The 14,603-nt window shown below is 66.0% G+C and carries 12 protein-coding genes; 1 reads left to right on the forward strand and 11 read right to left on the reverse strand.

Annotation, left to right across the window (positions count from 1 at the left end):
- Positions 1-4: 4 nt before the first annotated feature.
- Genes SMD14_RS00545 through SMD14_RS00555 form a run of 3 tightly spaced genes read right to left on the reverse strand, consistent with a single transcriptional unit; the run spans position 5 to position 1,946 of the window.
- The gene (locus SMD14_RS00545) at positions 5-667 is read right to left on the reverse strand and encodes a DUF3618 domain-containing protein (RefSeq protein WP_321214930.1); all 663 of its coding nucleotides are present in this window, start codon (positions 665-667) and stop codon (positions 5-7) included.
- The gene (locus SMD14_RS00550) at positions 664-1,074 is read right to left on the reverse strand and encodes a phage holin family protein (protein ID WP_321216319.1); all 411 of its coding nucleotides are present in this window, start codon (positions 1,072-1,074) and stop codon (positions 664-666) included. Before SMD14_RS00550 ends, SMD14_RS00545 begins: the two co-directional genes overlap by 4 nt.
- Before the next feature lie 17 nt (positions 1,075-1,091).
- Positions 1,092-1,946, reverse strand: coding sequence for a hypothetical protein (locus SMD14_RS00555; protein WP_321214931.1), 855 nt, complete (start codon positions 1,944-1,946; stop codon positions 1,092-1,094).
- 271 nt (positions 1,947-2,217) lie between these two features.
- On the opposite strand from SMD14_RS00555, the gene SMD14_RS00560 reads away from it, so the two are divergent.
- Complete coding sequence (locus SMD14_RS00560; protein ID WP_321214932.1) at positions 2,218-2,748, forward strand: MarR family transcriptional regulator; 531 nt, start codon at positions 2,218-2,220, stop codon at positions 2,746-2,748.
- Between the two features lie 74 nt (positions 2,749-2,822).
- Here the strand turns inward: SMD14_RS00560 and SMD14_RS00565 are convergent, their stop codons facing one another.
- The 8 genes from SMD14_RS00565 to SMD14_RS00600 all read right to left on the reverse strand — a co-directional run bounded on the left by SMD14_RS00565 (position 2,823) and on the right by SMD14_RS00600 (position 14,385).
- Positions 2,823-3,158 carry a hypothetical protein gene (locus tag SMD14_RS00565; protein WP_157240027.1) on the reverse strand — a complete coding sequence of 112 codons (336 nt, stop codon included), beginning with the start codon at positions 3,156-3,158 and terminating at the stop codon, positions 2,823-2,825.
- Between the two features lie 78 nt (positions 3,159-3,236).
- Positions 3,237-4,493, reverse strand: coding sequence for a D-arabinono-1,4-lactone oxidase (locus tag SMD14_RS00570; RefSeq protein ID WP_321214933.1), 1,257 nt, complete (start codon positions 4,491-4,493; stop codon positions 3,237-3,239).
- Between the two features lie 57 nt (positions 4,494-4,550).
- Complete coding sequence (locus tag SMD14_RS00575; RefSeq protein WP_321214934.1) at positions 4,551-6,302, reverse strand: amidase; 1,752 nt, start codon at positions 6,300-6,302, stop codon at positions 4,551-4,553.
- Positions 6,299-7,405 carry an agmatine/peptidylarginine deiminase gene (locus SMD14_RS00580; protein ID WP_409339698.1) on the reverse strand — a complete coding sequence of 369 codons (1,107 nt, stop codon included), beginning with the start codon at positions 7,403-7,405 and terminating at the stop codon, positions 6,299-6,301. The genes SMD14_RS00575 and SMD14_RS00580 overlap by 4 nt, the downstream gene beginning before the upstream one ends.
- 83 nt (positions 7,406-7,488) lie before the next feature.
- Positions 7,489-8,208: an alpha/beta hydrolase gene (locus SMD14_RS00585; protein WP_321214935.1), complete on the reverse strand. Its 720-nt coding sequence runs from the start codon at positions 8,206-8,208 to the stop codon at positions 7,489-7,491.
- 38 nt (positions 8,209-8,246) lie between these two features.
- Entirely contained in the window at positions 8,247-10,208 is a 1,962-nt protein-coding gene (locus tag SMD14_RS00590; RefSeq protein WP_321214936.1) for a glycoside hydrolase family 32 protein, read from the reverse strand.
- A gap of 163 nt (positions 10,209-10,371) precedes the next feature.
- Entirely contained in the window at positions 10,372-11,970 is a 1,599-nt protein-coding gene (locus SMD14_RS00595; RefSeq protein WP_321214937.1) for a glycoside hydrolase family 68 protein, read from the reverse strand.
- Positions 11,971-12,402: 432 nt separating this feature from the next.
- Positions 12,403-14,385, reverse strand: coding sequence for an adenylyl cyclase (locus SMD14_RS00600; protein WP_321214938.1), 1,983 nt, complete (start codon positions 14,383-14,385; stop codon positions 12,403-12,405).
- Positions 14,386-14,603 lie beyond the last annotated feature (218 nt).

A 14,603-nucleotide genomic window follows, 5' to 3' on the forward strand; every position in this document is an offset into this window, starting at 1 on the left:
TGGCCTAGGTGTTTTTGACGTGGTCTGTGGCGTCTGTGGCGCGGTCTTTGACGTCGGTGGCGGCGTGTTGGCCTTCGGTTTTGACGTTTTGGGCGGCGTCGGTGGCGGTGGCTTTGACGTTTTCCATGGCTTGCTGGGCGGGTTCCTTGAGGTCCTGGGCCATGTCCTTAGCGGCGTCGGTGACCTGGGTGGCGAGGGGCTCGGCGGCGGTCTTGAGCTGCTGGGCTGCCTCGCGTTCCTTGTCGCTGGCGGGGATCAGGGAGGAGATGAGCATCCCGGCGCCGAACGCGATCAGGCCCGCGGCCAGGGGGTTGCCCTGGGTTTTGGCTTTGACCTGGTCCGGGGCGTTGGAGATCGCGGTGCCGGCGTCGGACAGCGTGGAGGCCACGTTGTCCCTGGCCCCGTGCAGGGTGTCCCCGGTGGAGTGCATCGCGTTGCTGGTGTGCCCGGCGCCGGAGTGCATCCGGTTCTGGACGGTGTTGGTGGCTGAGTCTGCTGTGCCCATGATTTTCTCCTTCACGCCGGTGACCGCGTCTTTTACTTTGTCGGTTTGGCGGTGGACGATGTTGGACGGGGTGACTTTGTCGGCGACCGCGTCAACGTTGGTGCCCAGGCGGGCGCGGGTGGCTTCTATGTCTGAACGGATTGCGTCCGGGTTATCGCTCATCGGTTTACCTCACCTGGTTTTAGGGTTGGGGGAATTTCGGACAGGGTCTCGCCGGTCTGGGGCAGGCCCTTGATCTGTTTGAGTTCCTTGCGCCCGATGGAGGCCAGGACCGCGGCGGTGATGCCCCAGACCACGGCGACGATCAGGGCGGCCCAGCCCAGGGGCATCAGGGCGCCGAGGGCGAACATCAGGGCCAGGGACAGGAAGACGAGCACGAAGTGCCCGGCCACGCCTGCGCCGGCGAGCATGCCCGAGCTCTTGCCGGCCTTGGTGGCGGATTGTTTGAGTTCGGCCTTGGCGAGTTCCACTTCCTGGCGCATCAGCGTGGACAGGTCGCGGGTCACGTCCCCGAGCAGCTCACCCAGCGAGGCGTTATCAGCCTTCAGGTGCGCCTCACTCGGGGGCATCTCCGGAATAGAACTACTCACAGCTGGCGTCCTTCCGTCGAACGGTAAGTGCCGTCGGCAGCGCTGTAGCTGCCGTCCTCATCGCGGTAGGGGTCATCCTCGTACCGCAGGGGGCTGTCTACTGCAGTCCCCCCGGGGAGGGTTGAGGTGGACACCGGAGCCCTCGTGCCTACTGCCGGCTCGTCAAAGAGGTCGTCAGTGCCGGCGGCATAGACGGTCTCCGGGTGAAGGGGCGCAACCGGCTGGGGCTGAACCGACTGCGGGGAAACGCCCTGGACTGCCGCCTGTGCCTCGGGTGCTCCCGCCGTGAGACCACGGGTGAGCCGTCCGGCCAGGACGCCTGCGCCGGCTGCGACCAGCAGGAACGTGCCGGGGCGGTTGCGGGCGAACCTCTGGACTTCGCCGAGAAGGTCTCCCGGCTGCTTGGTCTCAAGCCAGGAGGCTACCGTTTCGGTGGTGCTGGCAGCCTGGCGGATCAGGTCGCTGGCCACGCCCTGCTGGTCAGGTGCCTCGGCCATGCTCTGCAGCTGGCTGGAAATGGAGCGGATGCCTTCCGCTGCCTTCTGCTGCTGCGTTCCCGCCTGGCTTGTCAGGCCCGACTTCGCCTGGTGCAGAAGATCCTGCGCACTGGTCTTCGCCTCGGAGGCCACATGCGCGGCTTCCTCCTTGGCGGTCTGGGCAACGCCCTGGGCTGCGGAGGCGGCCTGGCCGGCAACCTGCGAAGCTTCTTCCTTTGCCGCCTGGCTCTTGGAGCCTCCGGCGGAACCTGCGGCGGGGGAGGTGCCGTAGCGTTCTTCAGCGCCTGTGTCCTGTGCACCGAAAGTATCGGTGGTAGCAGGGCTGGATGTCTGGGGCCATTGGTTCTCTGTCATCGGGCTCTCTTTCATGAAGGGTCAGCTGGCGATCAAGAACCAGCAGTGCTGGCTAGTAGTAAGCATGGTTACTAATTAGATACTAAGCACACTTCCCTTTTGAAGCGCAAGGGCTGCCGAATATATGGCTGCCGGGCAGCGTCTTTGGCCGCAGTGATAGTAAGCCTACTTGCGAATCGGATGCTAAGCATGCTTATTGTAGAGAATGTAGCGACGCAAGAAGAGGTGATCACACCCTGCACTTCGCCACCCACAGGAAGGCCACGGCCCGATGACCAGCAACCTTGATCCAGATGCCCGGACCAGCTATCGCCTGATTACGTTGGCAGCCCGGCTGGTGCAAAGGCGGCAGGACGATGCCTTGGCGCACTTGGGCCTGACACGGGCTGCCGTCATAGCTTTGGAAAATTTGGCCGCCGGGCCCCTTAACCAGGAGCAGCTCGCGGAGGCCATCCGCGTCCAGAGCCAGACCTTGGGACGCGTATTAATCCGGCTGGAGGGCGCCGGGCATATCACCAGGACCCGCCAGTCCACCGACCGCAGGCAGTTCAAAGTTGAATTAACGGAATCCGGCGCCGCGGCCCTGGAAGCTGCGCGCCGGGCGGAAATCAACGCATATCCGGATGATCCAAGTATTGGCTGGAAGGTCCTCAGCGAGGAACTGGCAAAGTTTGTGAGTGCCTTGCCTGCGGACCGGGAGCATGGCGTAGTCCCGTTTGCCGCCACTGAACACCGCACGGTGAGGCGGCCCCAAGGCGGCCGCGGCAGCGGCCTCCGCGGCGTGGACCAGCCCCGCCCCTGAGGTGCGGCCGGACCGCCCCAGAGGCGCTTGTCCGACGCCGGGCGGGCTGTCACGTGTGCGGCCAGGCAGCGTAGCTAAGCCGCGCAGGCGTCCTTGAGTGCCTGGACGGATTCGCCCGGCACTTCGTCTCCGGCCGCGGCGATCTGGCCTAACGGCGTCGTGATCTCTGCGGGTACTCCGGCTGTACGTGCGGCGGAGACCAGGCCGGCCAGCGCCTGCTTGTCCTCCACGCTGACCAGGCCGTCCTGCACCACCGCGCAGACCTGCCGTTTCACTTCGGCAGCGCCTGCGGCGGCTACCTTGGAGGCGGCGTCGCTGGCGGCATTGCCGGCAGCCTCCTCAACGGCACCACAGCCGGCGAGGAGCAGGAAAAGGGGAGCGGCGGACAGGGCGGCAAGGCGGCGTTTCATCAGCCCAGCCTATCGGTCCGAGGCAAACCCGTGCCGGAACAGGGCATCCCGGCAGGACCCCTGCTCAATTCCTGCTGATTAGCGCCTGCTCGCCGCCGGAACGCCGAGGATGCTGTCCAGCAGCGCGTTCCGGAACTTCCCGTCAGGATCGTGGGCCGATGCCAGCGAGCGGAAGTCGGCGAAACGCGGATAGAGCGACTCCCAGTCATGGCCGGCCGGGGAGAACAGTTTGCCCCAGTGCGGTCGGGTTCCGAAGGGCCGAAGTACTTCCTCAAGTTCCGGCAGGACCGCCTCCACCTCAGGCTGCAGCGGCTTCCACGTGAAGTGGAGGGCCACGCTCTGCTGCCGGTAGAAGGGGCTGAGCCAAAATTCATCGGCAGCACCGGTGCGGATCTCGGAGACAAACAGCAGCGGCGCGAGCTTGGGCGCGAGCCCCCGCACCGCCTCGATGGCGGCCGGGGCGTGCTCCAGGGGCAGGATGAATTCGCTTTGCAGTTCCTCACCCTTGCTGGGCGTGAACTCATGGCGGAAATGGGGCAGGCGGTCCAGCCACTGGCCCGGCTCGTCCATCTGGAGCGTGCAATTCTCGGCGGACATGTCCGGCAGCGGGTGCCTGGGGGTGCGGGCGGCTGTGGCACCGAACAGCTTACCCAGCGGCGGCTCCGAATCCAGTGCCTTGAGCCACACCTGGCTGATGGAACCGCCGGCGTAGTCCGTGAAGAGGCTGACGCTGTAGGCGCTGGACACGATTTCCGGAAAGTTGGCCAGCGCGCGGTCCCATGGCAGGTTCTCCAGGACGCGCTGGCGCATGCGGAAGCTCGGCCCGACGCTGAGTTCCAGGCCGGTGATGATGCCCAGGGCGCCGAGACCCACCACGCCGGCCAGGAATTCGTCGCCGTCCGCGCGGGAGAGGGACGCCTGTTCACCGGAGGGCCGCACCAGGTGGATCGCTTCGACGGCACCGGCCAAGGACTGGTTGTCCACCCCGGATCCGTGCGTTCCAGTCTGGACCGCACCCGCCACGGAGATATGCGGAAGGGACGCCAGGTTGTGGATGGCCACCCCGGACTGTTCCAGCGAGCGGCACAGCGTTCCGTAGCTGACCCCGCCGCTGACACGGACGGTCCGGCGCTCCGGGTCCAGTTCGATCTCCCGGGGCAGGCCGTCCAGGAGCACGTGGACGCCGTCGGTGTCGCCAACCCGGTTGAACGAGTGGCGGGACCCCAGGGCTTTGACCCGGCGGGCCCCGGCCACGATGTCTGCCAGTTCTTCCACTGACGACGGCTGCCGGACCTCCGATGAGGCGTACTCGAGGTTCCCTGCCCAGTTCTTCATTGAGTCGGCTTTCCGGTCGGTGGTGGAAATGGCTCCCTCAACTGTCAGCGCTAACAATCAGGCTGTCAAGGCGCGTCCGTTCCCTTCCTGCCGGGCGGCGGAGCTGGTGCGCGGCGGCGGGACCCGACGGCGGCCGGTGGCTTCGAAAGCGGCTGCAAGCTGCAGCAGGCAGGTGTCACTGTAGGCCCTGCCTGCAAAGGTCAGTCCCACCGGCATGGCGATGTCCGCAGCCAGTCCCATCGGGACCGTTACCGTGGGGATGCCCAGATGCCGGGGGACCAGGTTGCCGTTGGACACCCAGACGCCGTTGCGCCAGGCCTGCTCTGCCGAGTGCTCGTTGCGGTCGGCGTCGGCAGGCCCGACATCCGCGGCGGCCGGGAACACCACCGCATCAAGGACCAGGCCGTCCATCCATTCTTCCAGGTCAATCCGGCGAGTTTTCTCCAGGCCGCGCAGCCCTTCGGCCAGATGGGGAATCCCGGACAGGACCGGCACCCCGTTGTCCCGTATCCACGCCGGGTAATCGCTGATGTCGTCCTCAAACCCGTGGTACCGGTCCGGCAGCCCGTCCGGGGCAGGGAAGATGCTCGCGCCGTCGACGTCGGACAGTCGGGAGAGGTTCGGGTCCCCGTTGGCGTCCAGGAAGTCGTGCCAGGCCCAGGCCGAGAGGTCAACGATCTCCCTGCGGAGGTATTCGGGTGACACCAGGCCCCTCGTGGCAATGCTGGGCGCGCCCGGCCGGTCTCCCTCATAGTTGGAGACCACCGGGAAATCCACCTCCACCACTTCCGCCCCGGCCGCCTCCAGCGCGCGGCGGGCAGCATCCCACAGATCCATGATGGAAGCCCTGGTCCGGATGCGCTGCCCGGTGGGCCCGCCAATCCCCGGGGCGGGAGCCGTGCCGGCCTCCGCATCGGCATTGATGTACATCCGCGGGACCCCCAGGCGTTTGCCGGCCAGCACGTTCGCCGCAGCTGCGGGGTCCGTGACGGCCAGCTCCAGGTAGGAGGCGGGGCGCACCTCGGACGCCTTTGGCACGTCAACCCATGGCTGCATCCGCCAGAAGTCGCCGCGGGTTTCGGCGTCGTCGGCCACCACCACGTCCAGCACCTCCAGGAGGTCATCCATGGTGCGGGTATGCGGAACCACCACGTCCATGGTGGGAACCAGCGGCCAGTTGCCGCGGACCGAGATCACGCCGCGAGAGGGGGTATAGGCGCAGAGTGCATTGTTCGACGCCGGCGCCCGGCCGGAAGACCAGGTCTCCTCCGCGAGGCCGAAGGCTGCGAAGCTGGCAGCCGTGGCGGTTCCGGAGCCGTTCGAGGATCCGGAGGCAAACGCCGCGGTCAGGTAATCCGCGTTGTAGGGGCTTTCCGCCCGGCCGTACACGCCGCGCTGCATGCCGCCGTTGGCCATGGGCGGCATGTTGGTGAGGCCGATCAGGACCGCCCCGCCGGACCGGAGCCGCTCGATGGTGAAGGCATCGCGCCGGGCCACAAGGTCCTTGAAGGCCGGTGAACCGGCCGCTACCGTCAGTCCCGCCACCTGGTAACTGTCCTTGGCGGTGTAGGGGATGCCGTCCAATGGGCCCAGGGTGGAGTTCCGCGCCCGCCGTTCGTCGGAGGCCCTCGCCTCCGCAATGGCCTCGGGGTTCAGTACCACCACCGAGTTCAGGCGGATGCCGGACCTGTCGTAGGCCTCGATCCGCTGCAGGTACTCGCGGACCAGCTCCTCGCTCGAGACCCGACCCGCTTCCAGTGCTTCGCGGAGTTGCCTGATACCTGCTTCCACCACGGTGAACGGGCTCACGCTGCCGCCTCCTGCCGCCCGGCCGGCGCCGGCTGCTGCTGGGTGATGCAATGGATGCCGCCGCCAAAGGCGAAGATGTCCCGCGCGTCCACCAGTTCTATGGTGCGGCCCGGATAGGCGCGTCCGAGTATTCCTGCGGCAACGGCGTCGTTCGGGTCATCGAAGCTGCAGAGGACTACTGCGTTGTTGGCCACGTAATGGTTGATGTAGGACCAGTCCACGAACCCCTCGTCGTCTTCAAGGGCGGCAGGGGCGGGCACATCGATGATGCGCAGCGGCCGGCCCTGGGCGTCGGTCTGCCCTGCCAGGACGGAATGGAGTTCCTGGTAGACCTCATGGTCGGGGTGGGCGGGATTGTCCTGGCGGTGCAGCAGGACAATGCCCGGGCCGGCGAAGGCAGCTACGATGTCCACGTGCCCGCGGGTGCCGAATTCACCGTAATCACGGGTGAGTCCGCGGGGCAGCCAGATGGCCTTGGTGGTTCCCAAGGCCTCGTGGATCGCGGCTTCCACCGATTCCTTGGTGGCGCCCGGGTTTCGCTGGGGATCCAGCTGCACCGTTTCGGTGAGAAGGACCGTTCCCTCGCCGTCCACGTGGAAGCCGCCGCCCTCGTTGACCAGGGAACTCGGATTGACCGGCACCCCTGCGTGCGCCGCGAGCACCCGGCCCACGTTCCGGTCCTTGCCCCATTGCGCCCACTGCTGGGCGCCCCAGCCGTTGAACACCCAGTCGACGGCGGCCACGGTACCGTCCGGACGGCGGGTGAAGGTCGGCCCGCTGTCACGCAGCCAGGCGTCATCGAGCGGAACCCCAAGGACGGTGATGCCCTCCCCGAGCCACTCCCTGGCGGCCGTCGTGTCACGGGGGTCAGCCAGCACGGTCACCGGTTCATAGCGGCTGATGGTGCGCGCAACGCGTGCCCAGGCCCCACGGGCGCGGTCAAGGGTGGGGCTCCCGGATGGGCCGAAGGTGTGGTTGGGCGGCGGGAAGGCCATGTAGGTGCCCAGGTGGGTTTCCCATTCGGCGGGCATGCGGGCGGGGGCTGCGTCGAGCGTCAATGCTGGGGCGGCAGGCGGAAAAGCGGATGAATAAATGAATGGCATTCATTTATTATGGAGACGGCGCTGCTGCCGCGCAAGGGGTTGGGAAGAAACTCCTGAATGATGGGCTAAGCAAGGTGCAGCCGTTACTGGCTCGCGTCGTCGCCCTTCCGGTCAACGGCTGCGAGGATCACCCGTGCCAGTTCCGCCGGCTTGGTGAACTGGGGCCAGTGCCCCGTGGGAAGGTCCACGAACTCCACGTCGCGGACCCGCGCCAGTTCGGCGACAAAGGGGTGGCCGGCGTCGATCCATTCGCGGAGCAGCGAGGAGGGGAATTCGCACGCAATCACGGTGGCCGGGACGTCATAGCGGCGGGTATCGTGCAGGTGCTGCCTGCCGTAGGCCACTCCCTTGGGTTGCGGGATGGCACGTGCGCGGAATGCTTCCCGCAGTCCGTCGTCGAGGTCAATGAGGTCGGCATCGTCGAAGCCTTCCCACGGCGGCAGCGGAATGTCGTCGCCGTCGGCCGGCAGTTCGTTGTTGATCACGTCGCCTTCACCCAGAGGACCGCTGTCCACGTAAATGGCTCGTTCCACCCGGTCCGGGCGCGCGTCCAGCGCGCCGTGGATGACGGCGCCGCCCCCCGAGTGGCCCACCAGGACCACCTTGCCCTCGAGAGCGTCAATGGCGGCAACCACAAAGTCGATGTGGTCCTGGAGGCTGATGCCTGACCGGTCCGCGTCAAGGGATTCAAGGCCGGGCAGCGTGAGTGGATGCGGCCGGTGTCCCGCGGCCTCCAGTGCCGGGACCACCTCCTGCCACGAAGAGGCATCCAACCAGAAACCGGGTACCAGGATGATGTCCATGCTGGAACCCTAACTTGTTGCGGCAGGCGTGGGTAGCGTCAGGGGAGCTTGTGCAGCGGCAATTGGCGGGCCGGTGACAGGGGCGTGTAGTCCAGTGATTTAAGCGGGAGCGGCCCCTTGTCCGTGACCGTTTTGATGGCGTGCTGTTCCGAGCGCGGGAAGACGAGCGACGTCAGTGTTTGCTCGCCGTCGTTGACGAACACTTCGACGGAAGAGTAGTCAACGAAGACAGTCAGCTTCACAAGGCCGTCTTTCGCCGGGGCTGTTGCAGTCCGCCGCTGGGTGAAGAGCGGGCCCAGGTCTCTGTCGGCGGGGTGCTGCCGGTCCAGGAACACGGTGCCGTCCTGGAAGTTGTAACCGATGGCTGCAAACGCAGAGCCGCCGCTTTCCATGGAAATCCGTGCCTCGGATCCGTCATGGGGTCCGGGCCGCTCAAGCGTCACGTCCAGCCGGTACGCCCCTCCCTGGGAGGACGGAAGCTTCTTGATGCCGTCGGGTGTGGACCCTTGGAGATCCAACGTCTGGCCCCCGAGCCGGCCCAAGGTTTTCGCAGGAGCAGAGACAAGGGTGGGGCGGTCCTGGACGGTTTTGAGGCGGATGTCCCGGATGAGGGTGTCCATGCCGCCGTGCCAGTCCGCGGTTGGGAGCTTCCGGGCATAGTCCCAGTTGTTCATCCACCCGATTGCCTGCCGGGACCGCATTTTCTGGCCTTCGGTGAGCCGGGGGTCGTCCCAGGTCACGGCTGCGTAGAAGTCGGATCCGGCGTCCAGCCACTGATGGTCCTCGTCCCGGGGCGTGAAGCGGGTTCCGTCCCAGCTTCCGGTCCAATAGGCGACGCCGGTGGTTCTTCCCTCTTCTGTTCCATTGGCGCTTGCCGCGAGCACCCAGGTTCTCTTGGCAGGATCCCCGTCCAGATCCAGCTGGAACAGGTCGGGACATTCCAGTGTCCCCAGGCCGGTCCGCTCGAAACCTGAAACGTAGCGCCAATCCTTGAGGTTGGAGGAGGTATACATGCCGACCTTGTGTCCCTCGGCAAGGACCATGAGCCACTGGCTGCGTTCCCCGTCCCAGACAATTTTCGGGTCCCGCCAGTGCTCCGCTCCGGGGTTGTCCATCACGGGATTTCCCTCGTACGCGTTGAAGGTGTACCCGCCGTCGGTTGAGTAGAACAGGGACTGGCGCTGGACGCCCTGGTCCTGCTGCGTCAGTACTGAGATGACGGCGCCGTGCCCAAATCCGGCAGTGTTTTCGTAGTCCACCACCGCGCTGCCGGTTTCAATGTCCCCCAGCCCGTTTTTGTACTTCTCAATGGCCACCCCTTCGTCCTTCCAGGTCAGCAGGTCTTCACTGGTGAGGTGGTACCACTCGGTTCCGTTTCCCTCCGGATAGTCGGAGTTGTACAGGTAGTAGTAATGCCAGAGCCCATTGAGGAAAAAGGGCCGCTGCGGATCATTCATCCAGTTGCGTTCGGAAGTGATGTGGTAGTTCGGGCGGTACTTCGATGAGTCCTGCGGCCGGTCAGCGATTGGCCCTGGCTCCGCTGGCTGTTCCTGCAGGCCAACGTCGGAAAGCATTCGCCGGAGGGCTTCATCAGTGACGCAGCCGGGCCGGCGGATTTCCCCGGCTCCTGCCGCAACAGCGCCTTCCTCGAGGTTTGACCGCACGTAGATTTCGCCGTCAACCCGGGCTGCTGCTACCCAGCCGTCGTCGCAACTGATGCTCCTGAGGTCCGCTACCCCTTCCGCCTGGACCGGATGGGCGGCAGAGAGGCTGTGGTCACCGCCAGTCAGCCAATAGGAGGCATAAACGCCCGCCGCATCCTTGGATGCGGACTGGGCTGTCGCAACACTCCGAAGGGCCTCTTCTGCCCGCACTTTGGCGCTCGACCCCTCGATCCGGACAACGGTGGAGACAATGGCGGCCAGGATTGCGAGGGCTGCCGCTATTGCCCAGGCGGTGCGCCGGCTGGCGGGAGTACGGAGATCAGGTTTTTCCGACATGGTGACCATTTCAGTTGGGGCTGCTTGTCCGGGCGCCGGTGCGCCACGGCAACGGAGCGGGACGCCTGGGATGGCGCCCCGCTCCGCACTGGTGCCGGCTACCGCACAGGCAGGGAACTGCCGGTGCGCCGCCTGCAAGCAGGATGTGTCGTCGAGGTGTTGGTTACTTGTAGTGTCCCTCGCCGCCGACACGGACGTTGGTGGGCAGGTAGCCGAACGGGCCAAGGCCGTTCTCGCCGAAGCTGCGGTCAACCTGCGTGACGCCGTTCTTGAAGTTGATCTTCACGGTCGGGGACAGGGAGCCGCCGCGGACGCCGTTGACGTTGTCGATGAACGACTGCACGAGTCCATTGGGCTGCACGTAGTGCGAGTAGGCCTGGAACTGCCGGCCGTTCTGCTGGCCCGAGATAGTGCCGCTCGGGTTGTTGGCCGGCAGGTTCAGGTCGGTGGGCGAACCGAGTGCCAGGCCGGAGTTGTTGACGGGCTGGTAGTCGGAGCGCACGCCGTCGCCCACGAAGCCGTAGACGCCGTCGGGGCCGCGCATGCCGGCCGCGTACGTGAACTGGTGACTGATCGTGTACAGGTAGTACTTGTTCTTGCCGTCCTCGTTCTGGATGAAGATCTGGGGACGTTCAGTCTGGTCGTTGACGCAGTTCGCGGAGAGGATCGGAGGCAGGAAGGACCACTTGGTCAGGTCCTTGTTGTCAGCCACGGCGAGGCCCACATTGCCGGTCTGGTAGAAGGCGCCGCTGCTGTTCACTTCCTCGAGGGATTCTGCGTTGGCATCGCCCTCACGGTAGCCGAGGTCTTCCTCGGTGCACTGGTACTCGCCGCGGTTGCCGGCCGTATTGCCTTCGAAGACCATGAAGGTCTTGCCGGGGTGCGCCGGGTCGGCGAAGGTGAACGGGTCGCGGAATGCAAAGCCCGGATTCTGCTCCTTGGTCTGGTACATCGTGCCGTCCGGCTCGAGCAGCTTGGTGTGCTCGAAGCCGTCGAACCAGACGCGTTCCTCGTTGGCATGGATGTTGCCGAGGGCCTTGGCAATTGCCGCGTCCGGGGCGATGCCGCCGCCGCCGGCATTCCGCTCAGCCACGTCGTGGAAAGTGGTGGCCGTGTAGAACACGTTCACATGGTTGCCCTGCATCAGGCGGGTGGAGCCGGACCACTCGGTGTTGCCGATGGAAGATCCGTCGACGAAGAGGTGCCCGCCGTAGTTCCACTTGTCCTTGGCCGGGTCCGCATTGGTCTTGCGGAAGAAGAAGCCGATGCGGGCGTTCCAGTGGCGCTGGTCGAAGTTGTAGCCGGCGTGGCGGTCAGCGACGAGCGAGAAGATGACGTCGTAGCCCTTGTAGCTGATCTGGTTGGCATTCTCGTCCGTCAGGGACCAGGTGTCCCAGACCCAGACGTCCTCATTCATGGTGGGGAAATCCTCGGGGATTTCCGGCATGGTGACGTCCGGGCTCATGGAGTTCTGTCCGGGAGCCACCGTGGTGTCGCTCTGCGCCATGATCTGGCTGGCATCGGCGCGGGTCCACTTGGAGGTGAAGTCCGACGCCGGGTCGAAGGCTTCCTGGGTGTGTTCCGTGGGGAGCGGGAAACCGGGGGTCGGCGCCGGCATCTGCTCTGCGGCCGGCGGATCGGCAGGCTCGTTGGCCTGCGCCGACGGCACGGCAAGGAAGGTCGAGGCAGCCACGGCTGTAGCCAGTGCCGCGGCGGCGGACCGCCACCGCGGCATCCGGGGGGTTTGGGGGTGCTTGTGCATTATTGCTCTTCTCGCGGAGTTGTAACTGTTCGTGGAAGACGGGCATCTGCCCTCATTTCCCGATACTCCGGCGGCCCCGATTCCGCAGGCGTCATCAGGGACGCCGTTGTTCGGAGGCGAACCGGCGCAGGACCGCCGGTTCAAGGACCAGGAGACTTTGTGGGCTCCCGGCCGCACCCACCGTAGGGAGAGGCGGGAACCAGGCGCAAGTATGTTTCCATGCACCCCAAAGCCAGTTCGCGGGACACATGTAAGCGCTTACATCTGAATACGCGCGCGTAAAGGGTCCGGCCATCCAAGTCAAATGTTTCTTCCGGAACAGATTCCCACCCGGCCCACGCAGACCGGGGACAAGTCCCCTTACGGTCATGCGGCCGCCCCTGGCAGCCGGCGCGGACGGGGGTGGGAAACGCCCGTCCGCGCGCATCCCGCCTAGGGGAAACTGGGGACGTAGCTGGGTACCCCGACGGCGTCCGTCGACACGGGTGCGCCGGTGTCGTTGATGACGTGGTCCAGGGTGCCGGCACCCAGGTTGACGGTCAGCAGGCTGTGCAGTGTCACGCCCGGTGTCACCGGTACCTCGAAGCCGCGGGTGGCGTGGATGGTGGGGTCCACGTTGTTGTAGACGTAACTGCCGCCGCCCCAGAGTTCATGGGTCTTGACCGAATCGGCGACTTTGTAGCCCGCCCAGCCGAGGACCCCGTCGTGCTGCCAGGCGGCCTGGTTCGGCGCGTCATAGGGCAGCTCGTTCTGGAAGAAGACGGTCCTGCCGTTTTCGCCGTTCCAGATGACGTTGTACTCCTGGTAGTGCTCGACAAACAGGCCGGTGGCGGTGACGTTGTTACCGTTGATGAGCACGCCGTTCCTGCCGGTGTTGGTGGTCCAGCCCACCCCGTTGCCGTGGTCGGCGCGCCAGGCCCAGATGTGGTCCAGGAGAACGTTATCGCTGTTGACCTCCAGGCTGACCGAGGCTTTGCCCACGTGAGGTCCGCCGATGCGGAAGAACACGTCATGGAGCACGGTGGGGTTGCCGGGGTCCGTGCGGACAGCCGGGTTGGCGGCGCCGCCGCCGCCCTGCGTGGCCTTCCCGATCCGCATGAGTGCCGGTGAATTCACCTCGCCGGCATCAATCGTGACGGCGGCAATGTCCACGCCGGGCACATCCGCGACGGTCAGCGGGACGGCGCCGTTGATGGCGGTGAGGGTGGCGATCCCCAGCCCCAGGACGACGGTGTTGGCCCTCTTGACCTCGATGCTCTCATCAATGCCGTAGACCCCCGGGGTGAGCAGGAGGTTCTTGCCGCGTGCCAGCTGGGAATTGATGGTCTTGACCGAATCCGAGGGGCGGGCCACATAGAAATCTGACAGCGGGATGCTGCGCCCCGCCGTCGGGCCGTTTTCCCACGTGGTCCCGGCGGAGTCCGTGCGGACGGCGGGAACGAACACGCTGTACTGGCCGGCGGCATCCAGCGTGAGATAAGGCTTTTCGCGGCTGATAGGCGTGCTCGCCAAAGTGGTGTACGGCGGGTTCGGGAAGGACTGCGCCGGTGCCCCGTCCACTCCGGAGAAGACCTGGTTCCAGACGCCGTTGGACCAGTTGCCGATGCTGCTGTCACGCACGAAGTACTGCTGCTGTGAGCCGTTGATGACATCGCCCGTCTTGGAATCGGCGATGAAGCCGCCGCTGGCGTATTGCGGTCCGGCGGTGCAGTAGTCCATGAGGGAGAGGTTGCCGCCGGTGATGTTGATCCGCCGCATGGGGGACGCCTGCGAGGCCGCCCAGAAATTGGCGGAGCTGCGGCAGCCTTCGAGGCCGGTGACATTGATGGTGAGGTTGGACAGGGACCGCCAGAAGTTGTTCAGGGCGATGCAGTTGTCCGCGGTGAGGCACCGGTTGTAGACGTCCACGTGCCCGTTGATGGTGACATCCGTGGGGGAAGCGCCCAGCCCCGCCACCTCGGTGGAGTAGCCCACCTGGACGATGAGCGGCTCTTCGGCACTGCCGTAGGTTCCCGGCTTGAACAGCAGTGAGTAGCGTTTGGACCCCATCTCATCGTCCACCTGTTCAGCGGCGATGGAATCAACCGTGGCCTGGATTTCGGCCACCGGCATGCCGGGGTCGAAGATCCGGACGTTGGGTCCGAAGTCAGGCTCTGCAACCTGGGGAAGGGCAGGGGGAGCAGCCGGTGCGGGAGCCTGTTGCGCTAATGACTTTGAAGCCGATGCCTTTGAAACGGCGGGAGCGGCCGGCGCAGCAGCGGCCATGCTTCCTCCGCTGGCGACCAGGCCGGCGAGGAGGGCGACGGCGCCGGCGACAGTGCCGGCGACGTGCCGGCGCCGGGCCTGGGTGCGCCCCTGCTGCGGGTTCTGGGGTCTGCCGGCGCGCGGAGGATGGGGGACGTGGGCTAGCGGCATTGCTTGTCCTGTTCGTTGGCGGGAATCGTCGAGCGCGGGCGACAGGAAAAGCTGCAGCCGTGGGAGCGCTCTCGTCGGGGAAGCGTAACACCGCGGGGGAGTCCCGGCAAGGGTCGCGTGGAAGCGCTCCTACCGCCTCTTGACAAGGGGTTGTGAGGTGGGACACCATGTGGTGAGAGCGCTCCCACGCTCGGGCCACTGCCGCGGGGCAGTTCCAC

Source organism: Pseudarthrobacter oxydans (genome assembly GCF_034258515.1).
GTDB lineage: Bacteria > Actinomycetota > Actinomycetes > Actinomycetales > Micrococcaceae > Arthrobacter.

Coding starts and splice junctions, on each gene's coding strand:
- SMD14_RS00590 (WP_321214936.1), bottom strand. CDS start 10,208: ATGTCGGAAAAACCTGATCTCCGTACTCCCGCCAGCCGGCGCACCGCC.
- SMD14_RS00560 (WP_321214932.1), top strand. CDS start 2,218: ATGACCAGCAACCTTGATCCAGATGCCCGGACCAGCTATCGCCTGATT.
- SMD14_RS00555 (WP_321214931.1), bottom strand. CDS start 1,946: ATGACAGAGAACCAATGGCCCCAGACATCCAGCCCTGCTACCACCGAT.
- SMD14_RS00570 (WP_321214933.1), bottom strand. CDS start 4,493: ATGAAGAACTGGGCAGGGAACCTCGAGTACGCCTCATCGGAGGTCCGG.
- SMD14_RS00565 (WP_157240027.1), bottom strand. CDS start 3,158: ATGAAACGCCGCCTTGCCGCCCTGTCCGCCGCTCCCCTTTTCCTGCTC.
- SMD14_RS00585 (WP_321214935.1), bottom strand. CDS start 8,208: ATGGACATCATCCTGGTACCCGGTTTCTGGTTGGATGCCTCTTCGTGG.
- SMD14_RS00580 (WP_409339698.1), bottom strand. CDS start 7,405: ATGCCATTCATTTATTCATCCGCTTTTCCGCCTGCCGCCCCAGCATTG.
- SMD14_RS00545 (WP_321214930.1), bottom strand. CDS start 667: ATGAGCGATAACCCGGACGCAATCCGTTCAGACATAGAAGCCACCCGC.
- SMD14_RS00550 (WP_321216319.1), bottom strand. CDS start 1,074: ATGCCCCCGAGTGAGGCGCACCTGAAGGCTGATAACGCCTCGCTGGGT.
- SMD14_RS00595 (WP_321214937.1), bottom strand. CDS start 11,970: ATGCACAAGCACCCCCAAACCCCCCGGATGCCGCGGTGGCGGTCCGCC.
- SMD14_RS00600 (WP_321214938.1), bottom strand. CDS start 14,385: ATGCCGCTAGCCCACGTCCCCCATCCTCCGCGCGCCGGCAGACCCCAG.